Annotated in this window: 16 protein-coding genes; 8 read left to right on the top strand and 8 right to left on the bottom strand. The window is 40.4% G+C overall.

The window, feature by feature from the left end:
* Position 1: 1 nt before the first annotated feature.
* The 3 genes from EAE90_RS11255 (at position 2) to EAE90_RS11245 (ending at position 2,216) form a co-directional block, all read left to right on the top strand.
* Positions 2–490 (top strand): hypothetical protein, encoded by a 489-nt coding sequence (locus EAE90_RS11255; protein WP_214053580.1) that lies wholly within the window; start codon positions 2–4, stop codon positions 488–490.
* An 89-nt stretch (positions 491–579) separates the two neighbouring features.
* The gene (locus tag EAE90_RS11250) at positions 580–1,449 is read left to right on the top strand and encodes a beta/alpha barrel domain-containing protein (protein WP_214053579.1); all 870 of its coding nucleotides are present in this window, start codon (positions 580–582) and stop codon (positions 1,447–1,449) included.
* 17 nt (positions 1,450–1,466) lie between these two features.
* On the top strand, positions 1,467–2,216 hold the full coding sequence (locus tag EAE90_RS11245; protein WP_214053578.1) for a creatininase family protein: 750 nt from the start codon (positions 1,467–1,469) through the stop codon (positions 2,214–2,216).
* A gap of 249 nt (positions 2,217–2,465) precedes the next feature.
* Here EAE90_RS11245 and EAE90_RS11240 read toward each other — a convergent pair whose 3' ends face one another.
* Positions 2,466–2,681, bottom strand: coding sequence for an addiction module antidote protein (locus EAE90_RS11240; protein WP_214053577.1), 216 nt, complete (start codon positions 2,679–2,681; stop codon positions 2,466–2,468).
* Positions 2,682–3,009: 328 nt separating this feature from the next.
* A complete protein-coding gene (locus EAE90_RS11235; RefSeq protein WP_214053576.1) occupies positions 3,010–3,189 on the bottom strand; it encodes a hypothetical protein in 180 nt (59 codons plus the stop codon).
* Positions 3,190–4,216: 1,027 nt separating this feature from the next.
* Here EAE90_RS11235 and EAE90_RS11230 point away from each other — a divergent pair.
* On the top strand, positions 4,217–5,134 hold the full coding sequence (locus tag EAE90_RS11230) for an Rpn family recombination-promoting nuclease/putative transposase (protein WP_214053575.1): 918 nt from the start codon (positions 4,217–4,219) through the stop codon (positions 5,132–5,134).
* A 2,074-nt stretch (positions 5,135–7,208) separates the two neighbouring features.
* On the opposite strand, the gene EAE90_RS11225 is transcribed toward EAE90_RS11230, so the two are convergent.
* The 4 genes from EAE90_RS11225 to sbcD form a co-directional block, all read right to left on the bottom strand.
* A complete protein-coding gene (locus EAE90_RS11225; protein WP_214053574.1) occupies positions 7,209–7,358 on the bottom strand; it encodes a hypothetical protein in 150 nt (49 codons plus the stop codon).
* A gap of 162 nt (positions 7,359–7,520) precedes the next feature.
* The gene (locus tag EAE90_RS11220; protein WP_214053573.1) at positions 7,521–7,664 is read right to left on the bottom strand and encodes a hypothetical protein; all 144 of its coding nucleotides are present in this window, start codon (positions 7,662–7,664) and stop codon (positions 7,521–7,523) included.
* A gap of 297 nt (positions 7,665–7,961) precedes the next feature.
* Entirely contained in the window at positions 7,962–11,648 is a 3,687-nt protein-coding gene (locus tag EAE90_RS11215; protein ID WP_214053572.1) for an AAA family ATPase, read from the bottom strand.
* Entirely contained in the window at positions 11,645–12,880 is a 1,236-nt protein-coding gene (sbcD, locus tag EAE90_RS11210; RefSeq protein ID WP_214053571.1) for an exonuclease subunit SbcD, read from the bottom strand. Before sbcD ends, EAE90_RS11215 begins: the two co-directional genes overlap by 4 nt.
* A 304-nt stretch (positions 12,881–13,184) precedes the next feature.
* Here sbcD and phoB point away from each other — a divergent pair, with 304 nt between their 5' ends.
* The 3 genes from phoB to brnQ all read left to right on the top strand — a co-directional run bounded on the left by phoB (position 13,185) and on the right by brnQ (position 16,906).
* Entirely contained in the window at positions 13,185–13,874 is a 690-nt protein-coding gene (gene phoB, locus EAE90_RS11205) for a phosphate regulon transcriptional regulator PhoB (protein ID WP_214053570.1), read from the top strand.
* Between the two features lie 23 nt (positions 13,875–13,897).
* Entirely contained in the window at positions 13,898–15,235 is a 1,338-nt protein-coding gene (gene phoR, locus EAE90_RS11200) for a phosphate regulon sensor histidine kinase PhoR (protein ID WP_214053569.1), read from the top strand.
* A gap of 339 nt (positions 15,236–15,574) precedes the next feature.
* On the top strand, positions 15,575–16,906 hold the full coding sequence (brnQ, locus tag EAE90_RS11195; protein WP_214053568.1) for a branched-chain amino acid transport system II carrier protein: 1,332 nt from the start codon (positions 15,575–15,577) through the stop codon (positions 16,904–16,906).
* A gap of 128 nt (positions 16,907–17,034) precedes the next feature.
* Here brnQ and ggt read toward each other — a convergent pair whose 3' ends face one another.
* Both ggt and EAE90_RS11185 read right to left on the bottom strand, forming a co-directional pair.
* Complete coding sequence (gene ggt / locus EAE90_RS11190; RefSeq protein ID WP_214053567.1) at positions 17,035–18,795, bottom strand: gamma-glutamyltransferase; 1,761 nt, start codon at positions 18,793–18,795, stop codon at positions 17,035–17,037.
* 221 nt (positions 18,796–19,016) lie between these two features.
* Positions 19,017–19,619, bottom strand: coding sequence for a peroxiredoxin C (locus EAE90_RS11185; protein WP_214053566.1), 603 nt, complete (start codon positions 19,617–19,619; stop codon positions 19,017–19,019).
* 880 nt (positions 19,620–20,499) lie between these two features.
* Between EAE90_RS11185 and EAE90_RS11180 the strand changes: the two genes are divergently transcribed.
* A partial coding sequence (locus tag EAE90_RS11180; RefSeq protein WP_339921255.1) for a toxin VasX occupies positions 20,500–21,247 on the top strand: 748 nt, incomplete at its 3' end.

Below are 21,247 nucleotides of genomic sequence, written 5' to 3'. Positions count from 1 at the left end.
TATGCCGTTGGCAAACAAAAGCGTTTTCATTGGTGGGCCGATTCAATCCGCAATTTACGATGGTGGTTTTCATGAAGAGTTGAGAATGACCATCCAACTGGCGGTTAAGACGGTAGAGACACTGAATGGCAAGGTATTTTCGGCACATTTAACTGAGAAATTTGGCATTGATACTCCCAATTATACGCCGGAGATGGTATCGAAACGGGATTTCCAATGGATGCAGCAGTGTGATTTTTTCATGCCCATTCTTCCGGTTCATCAGGATGATGAATTATTACGTACTGACGGTACGCATATTGAACTTGGTTGGGCTTCCGCCCTGAAACGGCCCGTCTTATTGATCACTAAACTACCAATTGTGCGTGGCGGTAGTCATTTATTAAAAGGATTGGAGCATATTTGCAATTTGTCGAAATTGGACATTCATGATTTTCGTCATAATCCACGGCAAATTGGCGAGATTTTCAGGAGTTTTGCAGTTGAGTAGCTATTGAGCGCCTTTTGAGGATATACCGCCTCTCTAATTGAGGCGGGTTAATAGCAAGTTTGCTTGAATGGGTAATTTGTGGAGTGAAGATGGAAAATCAAGTTATTGAACCAATTTATAATGTTTTAGGAATGAAGATAAAAAATCCAATTATTGTTGGGTCGGGTCTGCTTTCTGATCAAGCTAAAAATATTCGCCAGTTCATTGCTCACGGCGCAGGGGCAGTCGTGACAAAAACGATTTACCCGCGCTCAGAAAAATTGCATACAGAAAAGACCTACTTATTCAGTACAGGGATGTTGAACAATACGACATATTCGAAGAAGACAGTTGAATATTGGTTAACCCTTCTGCGTGAATTTAAGGAAGAGCAACTTCCGGTAATAGTTTCTATCCATGCTGAATCACCAGAGGCGTTAGCTTCATTGGCTGTTCGTATCTCGGAAGTGACCGATGCTCCTTTGGAGTTGGGCATTTCATGTTTGCATGCGGACGACTTCACGGAAGATACGCCAGAACGTGTATTCAACTACACCAAAGCGGTGAAGGAGCGAACGGATACCCCTTTTGCGGTCAAACTCTCGCTTGGCGATAATTTGTATGGGCGAGTTCAAGCTGCGGTAGAAGGGGGAGCTGATGCGATAACCTTGAGCGATACCATTTCGGGAATTGCATTCGACACAGCGAATGGCGAAGCGCTGCTTAATGGAGTTTGCGGATACTCTGGACCGGGGATCAAGCCGATGGTGCTTGCCGCTATTTATAACCTGCGTAAGCGAGGGGTGACGATTCCAATACTTGGGTCGGGAGGCGTACAGGATGGTAATGATGTTCATGAATACCTACTGGCGGGGGCGAATACGGTGCAGGTTTATACCGCGCTTCATCGGCATATGTATAAAACATTGCAGCGCATTGTTCATGAATATACGCAGGCCATGACGTCAGAAAAAGTATGAGAAAAAGGGATAACATCATGAATAATAATAAAATTAGAACATTTGCGGAACTGACCAGTGAGCAGGTTTTAACCGCGGTTGAAGGTAAAACGTTGATATGGCCGATTGGCGGGATTGAACAGCATGGGCCTCATCTGCCGTTGAATGTGGATTCCGTGATCCCAGAAGCCTTTGCCCGCGTGCTGGCGGAGGATATTGATGGCTTCACCTTGCCGGTACAGCCGGTGTCTGCCAGATCATTGCCACAGAGTGGCGGGGGGCTTGAATTTCCTGGCACGGTTTACTTGGATGGATCAACATTTACCGCTTATATCAGCCGAACCATTAAGAGCTTGTGTTCATTACCCTTTAAACAACTGGTGATCATTAATGGTCATTTTGAGAATGAAGGTTTTATTTTCGAAGCAGTAGACGCATTACGAGCGGAAGGGCATTTTAACGATCGTTCCGTTATCGTATTTAGCTGGTGGAGTTTGGTATCTGATGATTGGACTCGTGAACATTTAGTTGATTTTCCCGGTTGGCATGCTGAGCATGCAGGGTTAACAGAAACGAGTTTAATGTTGCATTTGCGCCCGGATTTAGTGAGAGCGGAGCGACCTGATCACGATAAACCTCCACGTGCCGGGATCTATCAAGTACCGATTAAAAAAGAATTTTCAACGAGAGGCGTTCTTTCGAAAACATCCGGTTCGAGTGCGGAAATAGGCGAACTCATTTTCGAGCATGTCAGGCAGCAAATACTGGAACTGGTTACTGCGGATTAATCAGTCGTAATAACGCTGTGTTTTTTCGATTTTGCCCTGGCTACTGGGGAAAAGTTTATTGCTTTCTATTATCAGGTGCGCCTTAAACCCTTCTCTTTCAGAGGAAGGTTATAAGGCGCAGTTTTCTGTATACCCGCGTTGTTAATATTTGCTGCGACGACTTGTGTAAAGTCGTCATGACAATCAGAGAAAACCACGCCATGATTATCATTGAAGATTTAACGGTGGAAAATATGCTAAAGATTAAATCTAAATATTAACGCCAGCAGATTGTAACTTAAATCTTAATTCAAGCGCTTTTACTATTTTCAAAATAGTTGTAAAAGTTGGATTTCCTTTTCCTGATAAGGCTTTATATAATTCATCCCTGATTATGCCCACTTCTTTTACAAGCTGGCTCATATTTTTGGTTTTGGCAATATCTCCAAATGCAGATAATATCAGGGCTGGATTACCCTCTTTCATCACCTCCTATAAATACAGTTGGATATCTTCTTCTGTTTTCAGGTGTTCCGCAATTTCATAGTTGTTGATTTCGATCCCTTTGTTCATAAATACCTCTCAATTTCTTTAACTATTTTCTTTACTTGTTGTGTATCTTTTGGCTGTGTGCTTTTATCTCCTCCACACAATAATATAATTAATCGTTTTCCATGTGATGTAATACTGTGATTATAGGTGTAAAAAATAGGTATATCAGCTTTAGTTAACGTATTTTACTTTTAAACAGCTTTCCGATTTTAGACTGATTATAATCTTGTGTTTGTGGTATCAGATAGTCAGGGGGGGATCGTTATTTTAAAAGTGAAGTGATATCTGGATAAATTATAAATAAAGTGAAATCTTGCCCTAAGATTGAATATGTTTTATCTGTATGTGATAAAGCAGGTGCATTCATTAATGCCAGATTTAAAAAATACAGAGTGGCTAAAAACGGCTGATTCTCTGTCATATTTAATACATTTATCGACAATGTTATCCTCCGATTATTTTACGTTTATCTAACCTGATACAATATATAAAAGTGATAATACGGGGCTATTAAAACTTTTATATAACTAATAGGTAGATATTAAAATGATTTTCCGTTGTTATTTTACGAGGCAAGATATAAAAATGACGTAATGAAAAATCAGGTAACGTTTAATTTGGTAGGATTTAAAATCTGAAAAATGAGTTGATTATCCGAAAAAATATAAAGGGGTGTATTTATATAAGCAGGGCTTTACTGACTGACTGATTTATCAAGAAAAATAAAGAGTGGCGATTTATTAAAACCACTCAATATTGTCGGTAAAACAGAGTCAGTATTAATGCGAATTCGGAAATAATGGATAAAAAAGAATGAATGATTAAACAGATAAGTGATTATTATGATCAGTAAAAATGAATAGCGAGTATGATTAAACTTAACAGAAATCAGACGTCGAAAGTGGTAAAAATACCATTTAAATTTTATGCCGATTAAAATCCGATGTTAAAACAAGGTGTTTTAATAACAATTTAAACCCTGCCAATCATAAAGCCATTAATGAAAAAACTTGACTCTGTTAATGCTCATATAATCAGGGTAAATAAATGACAATATGAATGGATTAATCAGACAATCTGTTTTCCTAAAGGGACTGGATTTAATAACATTTTCAATCGAAAAATAAATTTGTTTATAAAATAATTAAATAATTTATTATGGTAAATAGGTATAAAAAACCCCAAGAAAATGATTTAAGGGAATACGAGTATGTTTACTTCCGGATTAACGATGTTGCACTTATTATGTGAATCTACCAATAACTTTCATTGAGTAGTTGTTGTAAATATAATGTTTCCTCGTTTTTTCTCTGCTGGTGTTTGATTCTTTAGGCGCTTATATTAATGCATTCAGTAAAGATTTGCCTGAGAAAATCTGGGAAAATGTTTTTTGTAACTTGGTTGCGAGTTTTCCAGATTATAGCTTTTACAATAAGTGGCGATGACTAATAGATAAATAGAGAAACAGATTGTGGCAAAGAAAAAAAAAACGGCCTCACCATGATGTATTATTCAAATATTTTTTAACGCAGCCTGAAACGGCCAGGGAATTCTTATCCCTTTATCTGCCGGAAGAGGTCCAGTCGTTGTGTGATTTAGCCACATTGAAACTGGAACCCGGCAGTTTTGTGGACCGGCATTTACGTCAACTGCACAGTGATGTGCTGTACTCGGTTGAAACAGCTCGGGGACAAGGTTATATCTATTGCCTGATTGAGCATCAGTCCACTCCTGACCCGTTGATGGCCTGGCGGTTGATGGGTTATGCCATGTCAGCTATGACGGCGCACCTGAAAAAAGGCCATACTGAACTCCCTTTGGTGGTGCCTTTGCTGTTTTATCATGGTGAGGTTCGTCCTTATCCTTACTCAAACCGGTGGCTGGATTGTTTTACGTTCCCTGAACAGGCTGCCCGCTTATACTGCCAGGCGTTTCCGTTGGTGGACGTCAGTGTACTCAGCGATGAAGAAATCCTGACGCATAAAGGAGTTGCCCTGATGGAGCTGGTGCAAAAACACATCCGCTGCCGGGATATGCTGGAATGGGTTCCCCAATTGGTGGAACTCTTGAATGCAGGGTATAATACAGCCGAACAGCGCAATGTGGTGTTATACTATATTTTACTGAATGGACATACGCTGGATCTCTCACAATTTGTCCATCAACTGATTGAACAATCTCCGGAGCATAAAACGATGTTGATGACTATTGCAGAAGAGCTTGAACAAAAAGGGCGCGAACAAGGCCGAGTTGAGGGACGGGCTGAAGGTAGAGAAGAAGGTAAACTGGAAACGGCTTGTGCCTTGTTACGGCATGGCGTGAGTTTGGACATTATTGTCACCAGTACCGGCTTGAGCCGGGATAAAATTGAAGCGTTAAAGCATTAAATTATTCTCCTCTTTCACAGTAAAATGCCGATGTTCAAGATCGGCATTTTTGTTCTTATTCAGGATGATAGCTATACGAGGGACTTTTACGTTTGCCCGGCGAAGCTGAAACCGGTCATACTGAAGTAACTTTATAGAAGACGAAATGACACCCTAATAACATGGGGAGCGCGATTAGGTGAGTTGTTTGTGGAAACAAATACTCGTTCTGTTGTAGTAGTTATTATTCCTATTGCATATTCCTTATTACCTGTGAAATTAATCTATACCCAATGGATTTCAAGATGGATCGTGACGGCAAGGGAGCGAATCCCCAGGAGCATAGATAACTCTGTTACCGGGGTGAGTGAGTGCAGCCAACAAAGAGGCAACTTGAAAGATGACGGGTATAAATAGTTGTAAGTGACTTATTACATGGCTTTTAATCTATTAAACCATTAAAATTAAATCGTTAAATCGTTAAATCGTTAAATCGTTAAATCGTTAAATCGTTAAATCGTTAATTGTCTGTCAGTATAGTTTTAAAATCAGAAAAAAAGTGGCAAACGTATTATGAAAAAATAGGTAAAAACTTTAACCATCAAAGGTAAAATAAGTGGTAAAGGTTCTTTTTAAGCGGATAAAAATTCTATTCTATATTAGCATTGGAAGAGAAAAAAACAGGAAAATCAGGTTTTAAGTTTATTTTACAGGGCCGTAAGAAGTTTATGGAAAATCAGAGATAATCGTTAAAGAAAGCAGATAACCTTTTAGGTTAACCAGATTGACAGCATTAAAGATGATTAAAGAAATATGCGTTGATTTTAATGCCAGTAACACACCATTTACTCTCTCTGTTTTTTAAGGATATAAAAAGGAACATAGAATTATTAAAGTGAAAATGAAAAAAACAAGTATCAGTTTAATAAAAATGGCATCGTTAAATACGAGGTGTAAAATAGAATTATTTACCGATTACAGATTTGGTTTATCATCTTGTTAACATGGTTCAGATTATCTTTTTACTTGCATTTTCACTTCTGGATAATTGCAAACTGCTTTTTATCGGTGATTAGTTAGCTAAGGATTGAAAAAAACAGGTGCATTCATTAATGCCAGATTTAAAAAATACAGAGTGGCTAAAAACGGCTGATTCTCTGTCATATTTAATACATTTATCTGCGATACTATCCTCCGATTATTTTACGTTTATCTAACCTGATACAATATTTAAAAGTGATAATACGGGGCTATTAAAACTTTTATAAATAAGATTCTAAAATAGTGCTACATCTTATATCACTAATAATCCCATATATAACAATGGGTTGAAGAGAGTCATGTGTGGCAGAATTATGAAAAGCTATTTATAACTAATAGGTAGATATTAAAATGATTTTCCGTTGTTATTTTACGAGGCAAGCTATAAAAATAACGTAATGAAAAATTAGGTAACGTTTAATTTGGTAGGATTTAAAATCTGAAAAATGAGTTGATTATCCGAAAAAATATAAAGGGGTGTATTTATATAAGCAGGATTTTACTGACTGATTTATTAAGAAAAATAAAGAGTGGCGATTTATTAAAACCACTCAAGATTGTCGGTAAAATAGAGTCAGTATTAATGCCCATTCGGAAATAATGGATAAAAAAGAATTAATGATTAAACAGATAAGTGATTATTATGATCAATAAAAATGAATAGCGAGTATGATTAAACTTAACAGAAAGCGGCCGTCGAAAGTGGTAAAAATACCATTTAATATTTTATGCCGCTTAAAATTCGATGTTAAAATAATGCGTTTTAATAACAGTTTAACACCTGTCCATCATAAAATCATCAGTGAAAAAACTTGACTCTGTTAATGCTCATATAATCATGGAAAATAAATAACAATATGAATAGATTAATCAAACAATCTGTTTTCCTAAAGGGACTGGATTTAATAACGTTTTCAATCGGAAAGTAAACTTTTTTATAAAGTAATTAAATAATTGGTCATGAAAAATTGGCATAAAGTCTCAAAATAAATGATTTAACAGAATACGAATTTGGTTATTTACAGTATCATATTGGTATTGTTATTTTTATAATCTATTTTTGTTTTTGTTTTTGTTTTTGTTTTTGTTTTTGTTTTTGTTTTTGTTTTTGTTTTTGTTTTTGTTTTTGTTTTTGTTTTTGTTTTTGTTTTTGTTTTTGTTTTTGTTTTTGTTTTCGCTTTCGCTTAAATACTCGATTAACCATTATCACCTTTCTGGATGATTAATCTAACAAACCTTTTACTATTGATGATGAAAATAAGGCGTTATCAGAAAAAGTCAATCAATAGACAATAAGTTACCTGAGATTTTATATGATGAAAGAAACTTTATTTTTAAAAAAGGGTTGTCAACAGCTTATGATTTATTAACCTGTTAAACCTGTTAAACCTGTTAAACCTGTTAAACCTGTTAAACCTGTTAAACCTGTTAAACCTGTTAAACCTGTTAAACCTGTTAAACCTGTTAAACCTGTTAAACCTGTTAAACCTGTTAAACCTGTTAAACCCATTGTCTTTAATAAAACCTGCGGACTTCTCCCTCCTGAATGCTAATTGTGAGTAAAACGAACTTTTAACATTAGGGGAAAGAGGAATAGAAAACAGCTCTAAGCGTTGTCATTTCGTTGGGTGTTCTTGCTTCTTGATGTATGTTGGCGAGAGTAAGTCACGCAGTACATTCAAAACCAGCAAGTAATACCTTGTTGAAATTTCCTTCCCGCCTTAATGTTGGCGGGAGTACCTTTCGAGAAAAAAATGGCGGTATTCAATATTCAATTCACTTTGGGAATACTGTTTATTGCTTTCCGCTATTGTTTATCATAACGAAACTCTGGTGAGAGTTTACTTATCCCAAGCCCATTAATTTTTTTAACCTTAATCTGCACAGGTATCCGTTCTTTCATGGCTTCAATGTGGCTGATAACACCAATGGTTTTACCGGAAGCATTTAAATGATCCAGTGCGTCAAGGGCAATATCAAGGGTTTCTTGATCAAGTGTGCCAAAGCCTTCATCCAGGAAGAGTGAATCAATACTGGTTTTATTGCTGACTAAATCAGATAGCGCTAAAGCCAGAGCAAGGCTGACCAGAAAACTTTCACCACCAGAAAGCGTTTTGGTATCGCGAATAGCATCAGCTTGCCAGGTATCAACCACTTGCAGTTCAAGACCATCACTATTTTTACGTTGCAAGTCGTAGCGTCCGTGCAACTTTTTCAGCCGTTGATTGGCGAGATGAACCAAATGATCCAGTGTTAATCCTTGAGCAAAGCGACGGAATTTAGCGCCATCAGCCGAACCAATCAGGTTATTAAGATAACTCCAGTCATCATAATTTTGTCGGCAATGACTGATCTCTTCCAATAAGGATTTTTGCTGTTGACGGCGTATTGCATCATTACCAAGCAGGTTTTTCAGTTCTCCTTGTTGTAAGGTGTTTCTTTTTAGCTCATCAATAAGGCTGTCCAACTGTTCGGCCAATTGTGATTTTGTATATTGATCAAGTAACTCAGGGCGATTTTTTCGGTGTTGTTGCAGGGCTTCTGCTGCTTTCTGGCATAAGGCGTTGGCTTGTATCTGCTGTTGTTCAAGTTGTTCTTTAAGTTGTCGCAATTCTTTACGTTGTTCTTGCGATAACAGGGCCGTTTCAAGGGCATGTTGATCGGTAAATGGGCTTTTAGCTAATGCAACATTGAAGTTCTGTTCTGCCTGCTGTTTTTGTTGTTCAGATTGATGACAGTTTTTTTCTGTCTCATGGATGGCGCCGGTTAGTTGGTTGATACTGGATTGTGCTTGTTGCAGATGTGACAATGCCTGTTTGTGCATTTCCTCCAGCTTTTGAGATTGTTGTTGTAATGCTTGAGTAATTTCCGTAACGGATTGTTCACCAAAGAGTTGTTGGCGCTGTTGTTGTGTTTCTGCGAGTTGCTGTTTCTGTTGCTGTGCTGTTTGGTTAAGGCCATTTAAGCGGCATACATATTCTTCTTTCTGTTTATGCAATGATTCAATCTGATTTTGGATAACCGCCTCTTCTTTTTGGATCTGTTGCCAGTTTTCATGACAGTTTTGATATACCTGCCACTCTTTTCTACGTTGTTGCAGCCAGTTTTCACTCTCATTCAGCATTGGCAGTGATAAATCATATTGCTGTAATTCTGATGTCATTTTTTCGATGGCATCAGTCAGTTTACGCTGCTGCTGTTGTATCTCTGGTTGTCGTTCAGATAAGAGTTTTTTCTGTGTGTTGTATCGATGTTTACTTATTTCAATATCTTGCTCAATTTTTTTAATGCGTTCTTGATGAACGGTCACTGTTTTTTCTGTTTTCTGGTACGTTTTTTCTGCTAGTTCAAGTTCGGTTAATTGAGTCTGGCAAAGCTGGTGAGCAGATTGATTTTGTTGCACAAATAGTTCGAGAGCGGGTTTATCTGAAAGAGAAATGTCGATCTGTAATATTGCGCAAGTTTCCTGCCATTGTTGAGTTAATACATTCAATCGTGGTTCAACATCAGCAATTTCTTGCAAAATATGGTCGTATTGTTGCTGTTGGAACTCTTTTTTATTGACCAATGATATTTGGGTGGCTTGTAACTCGTCGAATTGCAGACGTAAATCTTTTAACCGTTGTTCTGATTTTGGCAGTTCAATATTTTGATAAGCCTGAATTGCAGGATGGTGTTCAGAGCCGCACAATGGGCAAGGGGAACCTTCCTTGAGTTGTGCCCGCTCTTTTTCCAGACTGACAATCTTTTGTTCTAACTGAATACGTTGAGTAAGATCGGTTAAATGTTGCTGTTTGTCTGAGAGTTGTTTATTAATGACTTCAATTTGAACAGGAAGTTCCTTTAATAATTTTTCCGGTTGTTGTAAGCGAATATGATGACTGGCAATAGCGGCTTGTAATTGCAGGATTTGCGGCGACAGGATTTCCAGTTTATATTGCAGCGGTAACTGTTCCTGATATTGAGTTAATTGTTTTTTTAATTTTTCCGGTGAATATTGCTTTTGCAGAGTAAAAAATAGTTGCCTGGCCTGCTCAAATGCCAGTTCCAGCGGTTGGTTATTTTCAATCTGTTGTTTTAAGTCTTCTTCTTGTTTGTTCAGATTATCGTTAAGTTGCGCGATTTCGGCGGTGAGCTCGCCAACTCTTTGCATTTGGTGATCGATTTGTTGTTGCTGCTCTTGCCACCAAGAGAATTGGTGTTGCCAAAAATCCAGCTTTTCACCGAAATATTGATGATAAGGTTGTTGTTCGAAATAGTTTTCCAGTTGTTTTCTTTGATTGGTGAATGATAGGGCGCGATGATTTGCTGTGTCATATTGCTGGCAACGATTTTCAAGCGCGGTTTTCTGTTCGTTGATTTGTTGCTGAGTAAGATTAAGCTCTTTAGTCTGCACCGCAATTTGATGATCTAATGGGATCACCTGTTCTGTTATCAGTTTTTCTTGTTGTTGCCGGTGTTGTTGATGTGCTGTTTTGGCAGAATCTACCTGAGTCACGTTTTGCTGTATCGGCGTGAGCGTCTGTTGTTGATGATGAAGTTGCTGACGCATCTCTGTCAACTGTTTGCCGATTCTCTGGTGTTCATATTGTATTCTGTTTTTATCATCCAGCAATGGGCGCACTGTTTCTGCGGGTTCACTGCTAGCCAGTTTTTGCAGTTGCGGCGTTGCATGAGTCAGCGCTTTTTCTGCCTGCTGTAGGGAAGCGTTGTTTTCAGTAACAAGTTGCTCAAGTTCTTCTTCACGTGTCAGCCATTGCGCCGAATGTTGCATTGTTTTTATCTGCTGATTGAGCTGTGATTCCGCATGAGTCAGTTGTTGCTGTTGTTCCAGATATTGTTGATGCTGCTCTGCGGTTAGTAAATCAATGGCGGATGCTTTGGCTTGCAGAATATCCAGCTCTGACTGTGCTTGTTTATGTTGTTGGTAAATTTGTTGGGATAGAATGCCGTAAATTTCAGTGCCGGTTAACTCTTCCAATAAATCAGCCCGTTCGTTTGGTTTGGCATTGAGGAAAGCGGCGAAGTCCCCTTGGGATAACAACATGGATTTGGTGAAACGGTCGTAATCTAATCCAGTTATTTCAATGATTTTCTCTTTCGTATCTTGGGGCTTATCTGCCAGAATTTTACCGCTGTGACTGAGTGCGAGCTCCGCTTTAGGGGATTGCAGATTGCCATTTGGTTGATTACGTGCTCGCCGTTGGCTCCAGAAAGCACGGTAAGCGACACCTTTCACTTCAAACTCAACTTCAGCCAATGATTCCGAGGTGTGTCGGGTCATCAGCTCATTTTGTGAGGTAGAAATCGTCAAGCGTGGAGTTTCGTGATAAAGCGCAAGGCAGATCGCGTCCAGTAAGGTAGTTTTACCCGCTCCGGTAGGGCCGGTTATGGCGAACAGACCACTGCTGGCAAACGGCTCTGCTGTGAAATCAATTTTCCATTCACCTTGTAATGAATTAATGTTCTTTAGCCGTAGACTCAAAATTTTCATGCCTGCTCCTCCTTGTTTTTAGCCTGATAGATATCGTTCAGTGTTTGTTCGAAAAGAGTGGTCAGACGTTTTTTATGTTCTTCATTTTCGAGTGCTGATTGGGCAAGCCGTCGAGCAAAAACTTCGTTGACGCTAAGTTCTGTCAGGGTTTCTCGGTTTTCTTGCGCTAGCTTATTTTGCTGCTGTGTTTTACTGCGCCGTAGCAGAATGACTTCGACTGGAAGTTCTGCAACCATTGATTGAACCCTTTTTTGGATATCATGGAGGTAATCTTGGGTGGCAACTTCAATATCCAGCCAGACAGGTTGCTCTCCTTGATAGCCATGAAAAGTTTGTAACTGTTGCTCAATTTGTTGTAGGTTGCCCTTGATAAGTTGCATGGGCTGATATTGCGGAATGGGTAAAAGCTTAATAGATTCCAGTTTGCCTTGGGTAAATTCCACCAAGCAGACACTTTTCTCTTGCCCGACTTCATCGAAACTAAGAGGAATCGGGGAGCCGCTGTAGCGAATATGTTCAGATTTAGCCACGATTTGTGGCCGGTGAATATGCCCAAGCGCAATATAATCTACCGGCGGGAAAGCTTGCGCCGGGAAGGCATCCAAGGTGCCAATATAAATATCCCGCACTGAATCTGTAACCGCGGCGCCAATGGTCGTCAGATGCCCGGTGGCAATGATAGGTAAAGGCAAATTTAATTCATCACGCAATTCACACGCTTGCTGATAGAGTCGATGATAATGTTCTGCAATGGCTTCTTGTAATACGAGTTGTTTTTGTTCTCCTGACTGACCAGCCTGGCTGAGCATAATATCTCTTGGCCGCAGAAAAGGGGTTGCACAAAGAATTGCTCCGGCATTGCCTTGTTTGGTGGTGAGTACTTTTATCTGTTTTTGTGGATCTTTTTCTGCATGAGCAATAACGGTGGTATTCAGGCAGGAGAGGAGTTCTTTTGATTCATTTAATGTTGCGACTGAATCATGGTTGCCGCTAAGGATAATTAACTGGCAACCGGTAGGCTGTAGTTCAACGATAAAGCGATTATAGAGCTGACGGGCGTAGCTAGGCGGTGAGCCGGTATCAAATACATCTCCGGCAACAATTAATGCATCGGCTTGGTGATGTTCGATCTGTTTAATCAGCCAACGCAGAAAATGTTGATGTTCAGCAGCCCGGCTTTTGGTAAAAAAATATTGGCCGAGATGCCAGTCCGAAGTGTGAATAATACGCATAGTTTCGCCGTCATTGGTTAAAGTGAAGCATGATTATAATCGCTGTATTCTGAATGTCGCTTTTAAATTCGAACTCTTGAATATATCTCCGAGCGGCTTCGCATTCATTATGAAATATGACAATTGTTAAATTAATTCTTGCGAAATAGATTGCAGATAGAGGATAACCAAGGCAGGATTTCATAAATTTGTCATAAAACTGACGCATAATGCTTTTTCAAATTAGGCTGTTATCAGGTGCGCCGTAAAACCTCGTTCTTTAGGGCGTAGTGGATGTCAACTCAATATATTAACGGGATTAATCATGGCAAGACGCATTCTGGTAGTTGAAGATGAAGCTCCGATTCGTGAGATGGTCTGTTTTGTTCTGGAGAAAAACGGGTATCAACCGATAGAAGCAGAGGATTATGATTCTGCGTTGGCATGTTTATCTGAGCCATATCCTGATTTAGTGTTATTGGATTGGATGCTTCCCGGCGGCTCTGGTTTGCAGATAATTAAGCAGATGAAACGGAATAATAATATTCGTGATATTCCGGTGATGATGCTAACGGCCCGTGGTGAAGAGGAAGATCGGGTGCGTGGCCTCGAAGTTGGGGCAGATGACTATATCACCAAGCCTTTCTCTCCTAAAGAGCTGGTTGCCAGAGTTAAAGCGGTATTACGGCGTATTTCACCGATGGTCATGGAAGATATTATTGAAATGAATGGCTTGATTTTGGATTCAACCTCCCATCGGGTGACTAGCCAGGATAAAGCTCTGGATATGGGGCCGACGGAGTTTAAATTACTGCATTTCTTTATGACCCACCCTGAACGAGTCTATAGCCGTGAACAGTTGCTTAATTATGTTTGGGGCGCAAATGTTTATGTTGAAGATAGAACTGTTGATGTCCATATCCGCCGTTTACGTAAAGTATTAGAGATTGGCGGCCATGATAAAATGGTGCAGACCGTTCGTGGTACGGGGTACCGTTTTTCTACCCGTTACTAAGCTCACGTACCGGAGAATCTAATGTGTTAGAACGTTTATCCTGGAAGAAACTGGTTTCAGAACTGTTTCTCTTTTGTTTGCCTGCGCTAATTCTGTCGATATTTATTGGTCATTTATCCTGGTGTTTATTTGTTTCGGTGTTTTTGGTGCTGATATGGCATGGCTATAACTTGCTGAAACTGTCGAATTGGCTATGGTTGGATCGCAGTATGTTGCCGCCGTCGGGGAGAGGAGGGTGGGAGCCAATTTTCTATGGTATTCACCAGATGCAGCAACGGAATCGAAAACGGCGCCGTGAACTGGCGCTGTTGATCAAACGGTTCCGTAGCGGAGCGGAATCATTGCCCGACGCCATTGTGATGATGACAACAGAAGGTAATATTTTCTGGTGTAACCGCTTGGCGCAACATTTACTCGGTTTCCGTTGGCCTGAAGACAATGGACAGCATATTTTTAATTTACTCCGTTACCCTGATTTTAGCCGATATATCCTTTCCAGAGATTTTTCACGTCCTTTATCCATTGAATTAAATAATGGTTTCACTGTTGAGTTCCGGGTGATGCCTTATACTGAGGGGCAGTTCTTAATGGTTGCCAGAGATGTGACTCAGAAGCGAACACTGGAAAATGCCCGTCGTGACTTTTTTGCCAATGTCAGCCATGAAATGCGTACTCCTTTAACCGTCTTGCAGGGTTATTTGGAAATGATGCAGGATCAGGCAGAAGATAATCCGCTAAATAAGAAAGCGCTGCATACGATGCAGGAGCAAACCCGAAGGTTGGACAGTTTGGTGAAGCAATTGTTGCAACTGTCTAAAATTGAAGTCGCTCCCCAGATTGATATGAATGAAGTGGTTGATGTGCCTTTGATGCTTAAAATATTGCGTCAGGAAGCTACAGCACTGGGTAATGAATGTTATAAGATTAATTTTGATATTGGTGAAGGGCTTAGAGTGTTCGGCAATGAAGAGCAGCTTCGCAGTGCAATGTCGAATTTGGTTTATAATGCGGTTAACCATACCCCTAAAGGGACTCAGATTGATGTCAGCTGGAAAAAGAGTTCCCACGGCGCTGAATTTACCGTGAAAGATAATGGGCAAGGCATCAGTGCTGAACATCTACCTCGTTTGACCGAACGTTTTTATCGGGTGGATAAAGCGCGCTCCAGACAAACTGGAGGAAGTGGTCTCGGTCTTGCGATTGTGAAACATGCCTTACATCATCACCATTCTCATCTTGAAATTTCCAGCGAAATAGGGAAAGGGGCGGTCTTTAGTTTTACTTTACCGTCAGGATTGATTGTACCTGTCAAAATGACCAGTAAAAGAGATAGGAATAGTTTGATTAACAGTAATGATTAATCTTCGCAATTGATTATTATTTTTTCAGGTTAAAAAAAACGCAAATCATATAGTGTTTATTCAATGATAGCTAACAGCAATCACTAGTTTTGAAAAAGAGTACGGCATATACTTCTACATTTTGGTTTATCTATTGCCTTCTGGCGCTATAAAAGTTTTACTTGTGGGCAGTTGTTGGCGATTCTATCTATAATGACCACTATAATCTGTCTTCGGTGAATATTATTTTGATAATAAATCGTTAAATTAGGGGGTCAATATTGTCAATATGGGCTTAGATATTGGCAGTATTTATATTATTCAGGCCATAAATATGGTAACAAAATATTAATAATCATTATGACACATCGTTTATCATCTAAAGATATTTGGGCATTAGGGTTTATGACTTTTGCTCTGTTTGTGGGGGCGGGAAATATTATTTTTCCTCCTATGGTGGGGTTACAATCAGGCGAATATGTTTGGTTAGCAGCACTAGGCTTTCTGGTTACTGCGGTTGGTTTACCCGTCATTACCATCATCGCATTGGCAAAAGTTGGCGGCGGTATTGAAGAGCTAAGTTCACCTATTGGTAAAGTTGCTGGTTTGCTGCTGGCGACAGTTTGTTATTTGGCTGTTGGTCCTTTATTTGCTATCCCACGGACCGCAACTGTCTCTTTTGAAGTAGGTATTGCCCCGCTTACCAGTACCGGCGAGTTGCCCCTGTTTATCTACAGTCTTATTTATTTTGTGCTGGTAATGGCGGTTTCCCTTTACCCAGGCCGTCTGCTTGATACTGTCGGGCATGTGTTAGCGCCTATTAAGATGTTGGCGCTAGGTATACTTGGTGTTGCTGCTTTACTGTGGCCAGCCGGTAATTCAATTCCAGCGATTGATGTTTATCAGAAAATCCCATTCTCCAGTGGTTTCGTCAATGGTTATCTGACGATGGATACGCTGGCGGCAATGGTGTTTGGGATTGTTATTGTTAACGCTGCGCGTTCAAGAGGCGTTGCTGCATCTTCATTATTAACCCGTTATGCAATGTGGGCAGGTTTTATCGCCGGTCTCGGCCTGATACTGGTTTATCTATCGCTGTTCAGATTAGGCGCTGGTAGTGGATCATTAGTGCCTCATGCAGAAAATGGCGCGGTTATTTTGCATGCCTATGTTCATCATACTTTTGGTGGTATTGGCAGTATTTTCCTGGCTGTGCTGATTTTTGTCGCCTGTATGGTGACTGCGGTTGGATTAACCTGTGCATGTGCTGAGTTTTTCAGCCGCTATTTGCCCCTGTCTTATCGTTCATTGGTTTTGATCCTTGGAGGATTCTCCATGTTGGCCTCTAACCTTGGGTTGAGTCATTTGATTAAGATTTCCATACCGGTACTGACAGCTATTTATCCACCTTGCATCGTTTTGATTGTGTTGAGTTTTACGCTGTACTGGTGGCACAATTTTACCCGTGTTCTAGCTCCAGCAATGTTAATAAGTCTGATGTTTGGTATTTTGGATGCGATTAAGTCGTCCGAAGCATTAGTTTATTTGTTGCCAAACTGGGCAACACATTTACCACTGGCGGATCAAGGGTTGGCTTGGTTAGCGCCATCCCTGTTGATTTTAGTTATGGCTGGTATTTATGACCGTGTTTTAGGGCGTTCTGGTACCCGCGAGACTCAAATACATCAGTGAGATGTCTGTTTCTCTGACTGTTTGCCATCGTCAGATATTCAGGGAAAGTATGGGATGGGGTTCCTGAAAAAAGGATATCCCATCCCGATATTGCCTACACAGATTAGCTATTTTTTAGTTGTTGGTCATTAGTAACCAATAGCCGCACCGGCTGGACGTCGGACATCATTGGCACCATAAAAATAGCTCTCACGAACTTTACCAGATACGGCGGCATCATTGCCGGAAGAATTAGCAGCGGCGTTGGTGGTTTTAGGTAAACCAACCATAATCACTTCAGCAGCGCCCCACGGTATCTGTTCCACCATCTTGTATCCCATTTTTTCTAGCAAGTTTAACGAGTCTTTAGAAATACCACGCTGCTCATAATAAACCTCATCGGGTAGCCATTGATGATGAATGCGGGGGCTATTGACTGCTTCTTGAGGAGGCATTCCGTGCTCAATGATGTTTAAGGCAGTTTGCAGGGTGATAGAGATAATACGGGAGCCGCCGGGTGAACCCAAGACGAGGAATATTTTGTTGTCTTTTGTGACAAGTGTCGGACTCATTGAGGATAGTGGGCGCTTACCCGGGGCAATAGAGTTAGTCGCGCCTTGAATGAGACCATAAAGATTCTTTTCGCCAATTTTAGTGGTGAAATCATCCATCTCATCATTGAGGAAGAAACCTGTTCCGGGGGCAATAACGACAGCGCCAAAAAGCCCGTTGATCGTATAGGTGGTTGAAACCGCATTACCTTCTTTATCGACAATAGAATAGTGCGTGGTTTCTGGTTTCTCATGGGGGCCAATACCGGGCTGAACATTCTCTGATAATGTGGCTTTGCCAGGCTCTATTTTTTTACGTAGAGATTCGGCATAACTCTTACTCAGTAAACGGTCGATGGGATTTTTGACAAATTCTGGATCACCAAGGTAAGTATTTCTGTCCATGTAAGCATGACGCATGGCTTCTGTCAGTGTGTGAATATAATCAGCCGAGTTGAATCCCATTTCCTTAAGATTGTAGCCTTCCAAGATATTCAGAATTTCACACATGGTGACTCCTCCTGAACTCGGTGGCGGTGAAGAGATAAATTTATAACCGCGATAGTGACAGGTGACGGGGGTTGTTTCTGAGATTTTATAGTTGGCAAAATCAGCTTCGGTAATGATACCACCGGATTTTTTAGCCGCTTCGGCGACCAGTTTAGGAATATTTCCGTGATAGAACGCTTCCTGCCCTTTTTTGGCAATTAACTCCAACGTATTCGCCAGATCGGTTTGTATCAGCCTGTCGCCCGGTTGATAAGGAGAGCCATCTTTGCGTAGGAAGATACGGGCTGCTTCTGGATCTTTGCGGAAGCGTTTGATTGAGGTGTCCAGAATATCAGTGTCTGCACGGGTCAGTATAAAACCTTCTCGTGCCAGCTTAATTGCAGGCGCCATGACTTGTTTACGGCTTAATTTGCCATATTTTTTTAGGGCGTTGTCTAACCCCATCACGGTTCCGGGCACACCGGCAGCACGGTACCCATATAGACTGGCTTCCTTAATAACATTGCCCTCTTTATCCAGATACATATCGGCACTTGCTGCACTTGGCGCGGTTTCACGGAAATTAATAAAAGTATTGGTACCATCAGCCAAATGAATTGTCATAAAACCACCGCCACCGATATTTCCACAACATGGATTAACAACGGCTTGGGCATAGCCAACGGCAACGGCTGCATCAACTGCGTTTCCACCCATTTTGAGGATATCGACACCAACTTGTGAAGCAAGATGTTGGGCTGAAACGACCATACCATTTTTAGCTTCAACAGCCGGTTGCGAAGCGGCATAAAGATGGGATGAGATAAGCAAAGATATGATTGCCAGTGGTGTTTTCCATGTTTTCAACATATTTTGGGCTCCTGTCTTTTGGTGAGGTTATTTGTGTCAGTTGTAATAAGTTGTTTTATTTACACTGATTTTAATGTTAAACAATTGTAAATTTAATTATAAATGGCGATGGTTATCAGGAAGAGGGAGTTTTTGTGCGCAAGGCGGCAAAACGAGGAATTTCAGCAATAAAAAAACCAGCCGGAATAACCGACTGGTCTGAATATGGGTAATAACTAAGATTATAGTTTAGCGGCGTTTTGAGACAGATATTTAGCTACGCCATCTGGAGAGGCGCTCATGCCTTCTTTACCTTTTTCCCACTGTGCAGGGCAGACATCACCGTGCTCTTCGTGGAATTGCAGTGCGTCAACCATACGCAGCATTTCGTCAATGTTACGGCCCAGCGGCAGATCGTTAACGACTTGATGACGAACTACGCCGTTTTTGTCGATCAGGAAAGAACCGCGCAGAGCGACACCCGCTTCTGGATGTTCAATACCGTATGCTTTTTGAATGTCACGTTTAGTATCGGCGACCATTACATATTTGACTTCGCCAATACCACCTTGATCGATAGGAGTTTTACGCCATGCGTTATGGACGAATTCAGAATCAAAAGAAACACCTATAACTTCAACACCGCGTTTTTTGAACTCTTCGTAGCGGTGATCAAATGCGATCAGCTCAGAAGGGCATACGAAAGTAAAGTCCATTGGCCAGAAAAAGATAACCGCAGGTTTACCATTCAGGTGTTTTTTCAGGTTGAAATTCCCAACTATTTCGCCGTTGCCGAGGACCGCTGCTGCTGTAAAGTCAGGGGCTTGACGAGTTACCAGAACCATGAGTTACTCCTGTAGTTTTGCGAGGTTTATGTAAAAATTGGATATAGAATAAAGAATTAGCGTACACCAATAAAGGATAAAATACTAATCTTTGCAATAGATTTTACCTATTAATACTTTATTTTTATTTTCTTTACCTTAATAAGTTAGGGGATTTTTGCAAAGGTTTATTCGGATTTAACTAAGAGACTATCTCAATTAGACTATTTTTTCGTTATAGAGCAAATCTGGTTTTTTTTGAACCATTCCTAATACAACCCTCAGCGTGAGCGAAGAGCGTTATTCTCACCTATTACTTACCTACATTTACTCACATGCCGATTTCTGTGTTTATCATTTATTCTCCAGCATAGACTGGCAATTAGGGGTTATTGGAATAAGAACTTACTGAAATAAGTTAAATAATTATGTTACTTAAACATTTATAAAATTTATATTATTGACTGTTTTGAGCAAAAATTTACATTTACTTAAACTATCAACTTTGATATCTATTGGGGATAAATATAAATTTATATTAACTTTCTAACGTGAAAAACAGAGGCAGAAATGAGAAATCTTAAAGACGCCAATAGGGAAAAATTTTTACAAATAAAACATAATGTGAATGAGTTGACGCGAGAAAACCCACATTTTTCCCTTCTGATTTCTCCCGTTTCAAGCAATATCCGGCTCATACTTTTGTATCCTATCCCTCCAAACGGCTTTTTGAAATGCTGTTAAATCATTTGCGTAAGTTCACCGCCTGAACAATGAGCTTATTCAGGATTGTAACCAGTGAAAATATTCTCAGCTTTTGGTTGTATGAATTTTTTTTGAACAATTGAAAGTAGCTGCGGTGTATCCATGACATCCTTAGATTAACAACCAAGGAAATATTATGACCACTGACATTCAGGAACGTTTCGACAAATTAATAGAAAAAGCTTACGAAATGTTCCCACAAAATCTTGAAGCAGATACTTATATTCAGCCCTGTGACTGCGATGTTAAACCGATTTACCCGGTTCGCTATGCTTATGTGAACTTTTTCGGCAAAGAATTGGAAAAACCGGAAGCACCCCCGGATATCCACACCCTGATGTTCTCCTCATCACTCCAGCAAACCAAAGGCTATGCCGCCCGCCTTCTGCGTCCCGGCTGGATATATATTAAGGAAGAAGACCCGCTTACCGCTCGCGGCAGCAAGGCCCGGGGCTATCTGCATATCTTTAAATACTGCGTGTCAGAGAAAGAGGTTAACGGCAAAAAACAGCGGGTAGAGAAATTTAAAAAATATATGTTCCTTAACCGCAGAGATGCCAGTGAAGGGCTTATCCCTGAGCCGGGCATTCGGGGCGAAGGTCATCCATTCCTGTTTGTCGCCAAAGATGTCATCAATATCAGTATCGCCTACAGTGAACACCCGTGGCACTCCTCGGTACTGGCTAAGATTGACAACAGTCTTGAACTGCGGCAGAAAACCATGCAGTTCATCAATCTCGAACAGAAGCAATCTCCCTTTGCGGTTAACGCCTCAGACAAATATTTTCGAAAACTGATTGTCGATTACAAAATCCGGCAGGAACAGTTTGCCAATATCAAAGCCATCATTGAAAAAGACATCAATGAACTGGATTTGGCTGATG

Origin of the sequence: Photorhabdus caribbeanensis (assembly GCF_018448885.1) — a bacterium.
In the GTDB taxonomy this organism is placed as follows: Bacteria; Pseudomonadota; Gammaproteobacteria; order Enterobacterales; family Enterobacteriaceae; genus Photorhabdus; species Photorhabdus caribbeanensis.
The sequence above is the reverse complement of the archived record's forward strand: the minus strand, read 5'-3'. Positions and strand labels throughout refer to the sequence as shown.

Coding starts and splice junctions, on each gene's coding strand:
- EAE90_RS11255 (WP_214053580.1), top strand. CDS start 2: ATGCCGTTGGCAAACAAAAGCGTTTTCATTGGTGGGCCGATTCAATCC.
- EAE90_RS11250 (WP_214053579.1), top strand. CDS start 580: ATGGAAAATCAAGTTATTGAACCAATTTATAATGTTTTAGGAATGAAG.
- EAE90_RS11245 (WP_214053578.1), top strand. CDS start 1,467: ATGAATAATAATAAAATTAGAACATTTGCGGAACTGACCAGTGAGCAG.
- EAE90_RS11240 (WP_214053577.1), bottom strand. CDS start 2,681: ATGAAAGAGGGTAATCCAGCCCTGATATTATCTGCATTTGGAGATATT.
- EAE90_RS11225 (WP_214053574.1), bottom strand. CDS start 7,358: ATGGTTAATCGAGTATTTAAGCGAAAGCGAAAACAAAAACAAAAACAA.
- EAE90_RS11220 (WP_214053573.1), bottom strand. CDS start 7,664: ATGGGTTTAACAGGTTTAACAGGTTTAACAGGTTTAACAGGTTTAACA.
- EAE90_RS11215 (WP_214053572.1), bottom strand. CDS start 11,648: ATGAAAATTTTGAGTCTACGGCTAAAGAACATTAATTCATTACAAGGT.
- sbcD (WP_214053571.1), bottom strand. CDS start 12,880: ATGCGTATTATTCACACTTCGGACTGGCATCTCGGCCAATATTTTTTT.
- phoB (WP_214053570.1), top strand. CDS start 13,185: ATGGCAAGACGCATTCTGGTAGTTGAAGATGAAGCTCCGATTCGTGAG.
- brnQ (WP_214053568.1), top strand. CDS start 15,575: ATGACACATCGTTTATCATCTAAAGATATTTGGGCATTAGGGTTTATG.
- ggt (WP_214053567.1), bottom strand. CDS start 18,795: ATGTTGAAAACATGGAAAACACCACTGGCAATCATATCTTTGCTTATC.
- EAE90_RS11185 (WP_214053566.1), bottom strand. CDS start 19,619: ATGGTTCTGGTAACTCGTCAAGCCCCTGACTTTACAGCAGCAGCGGTC.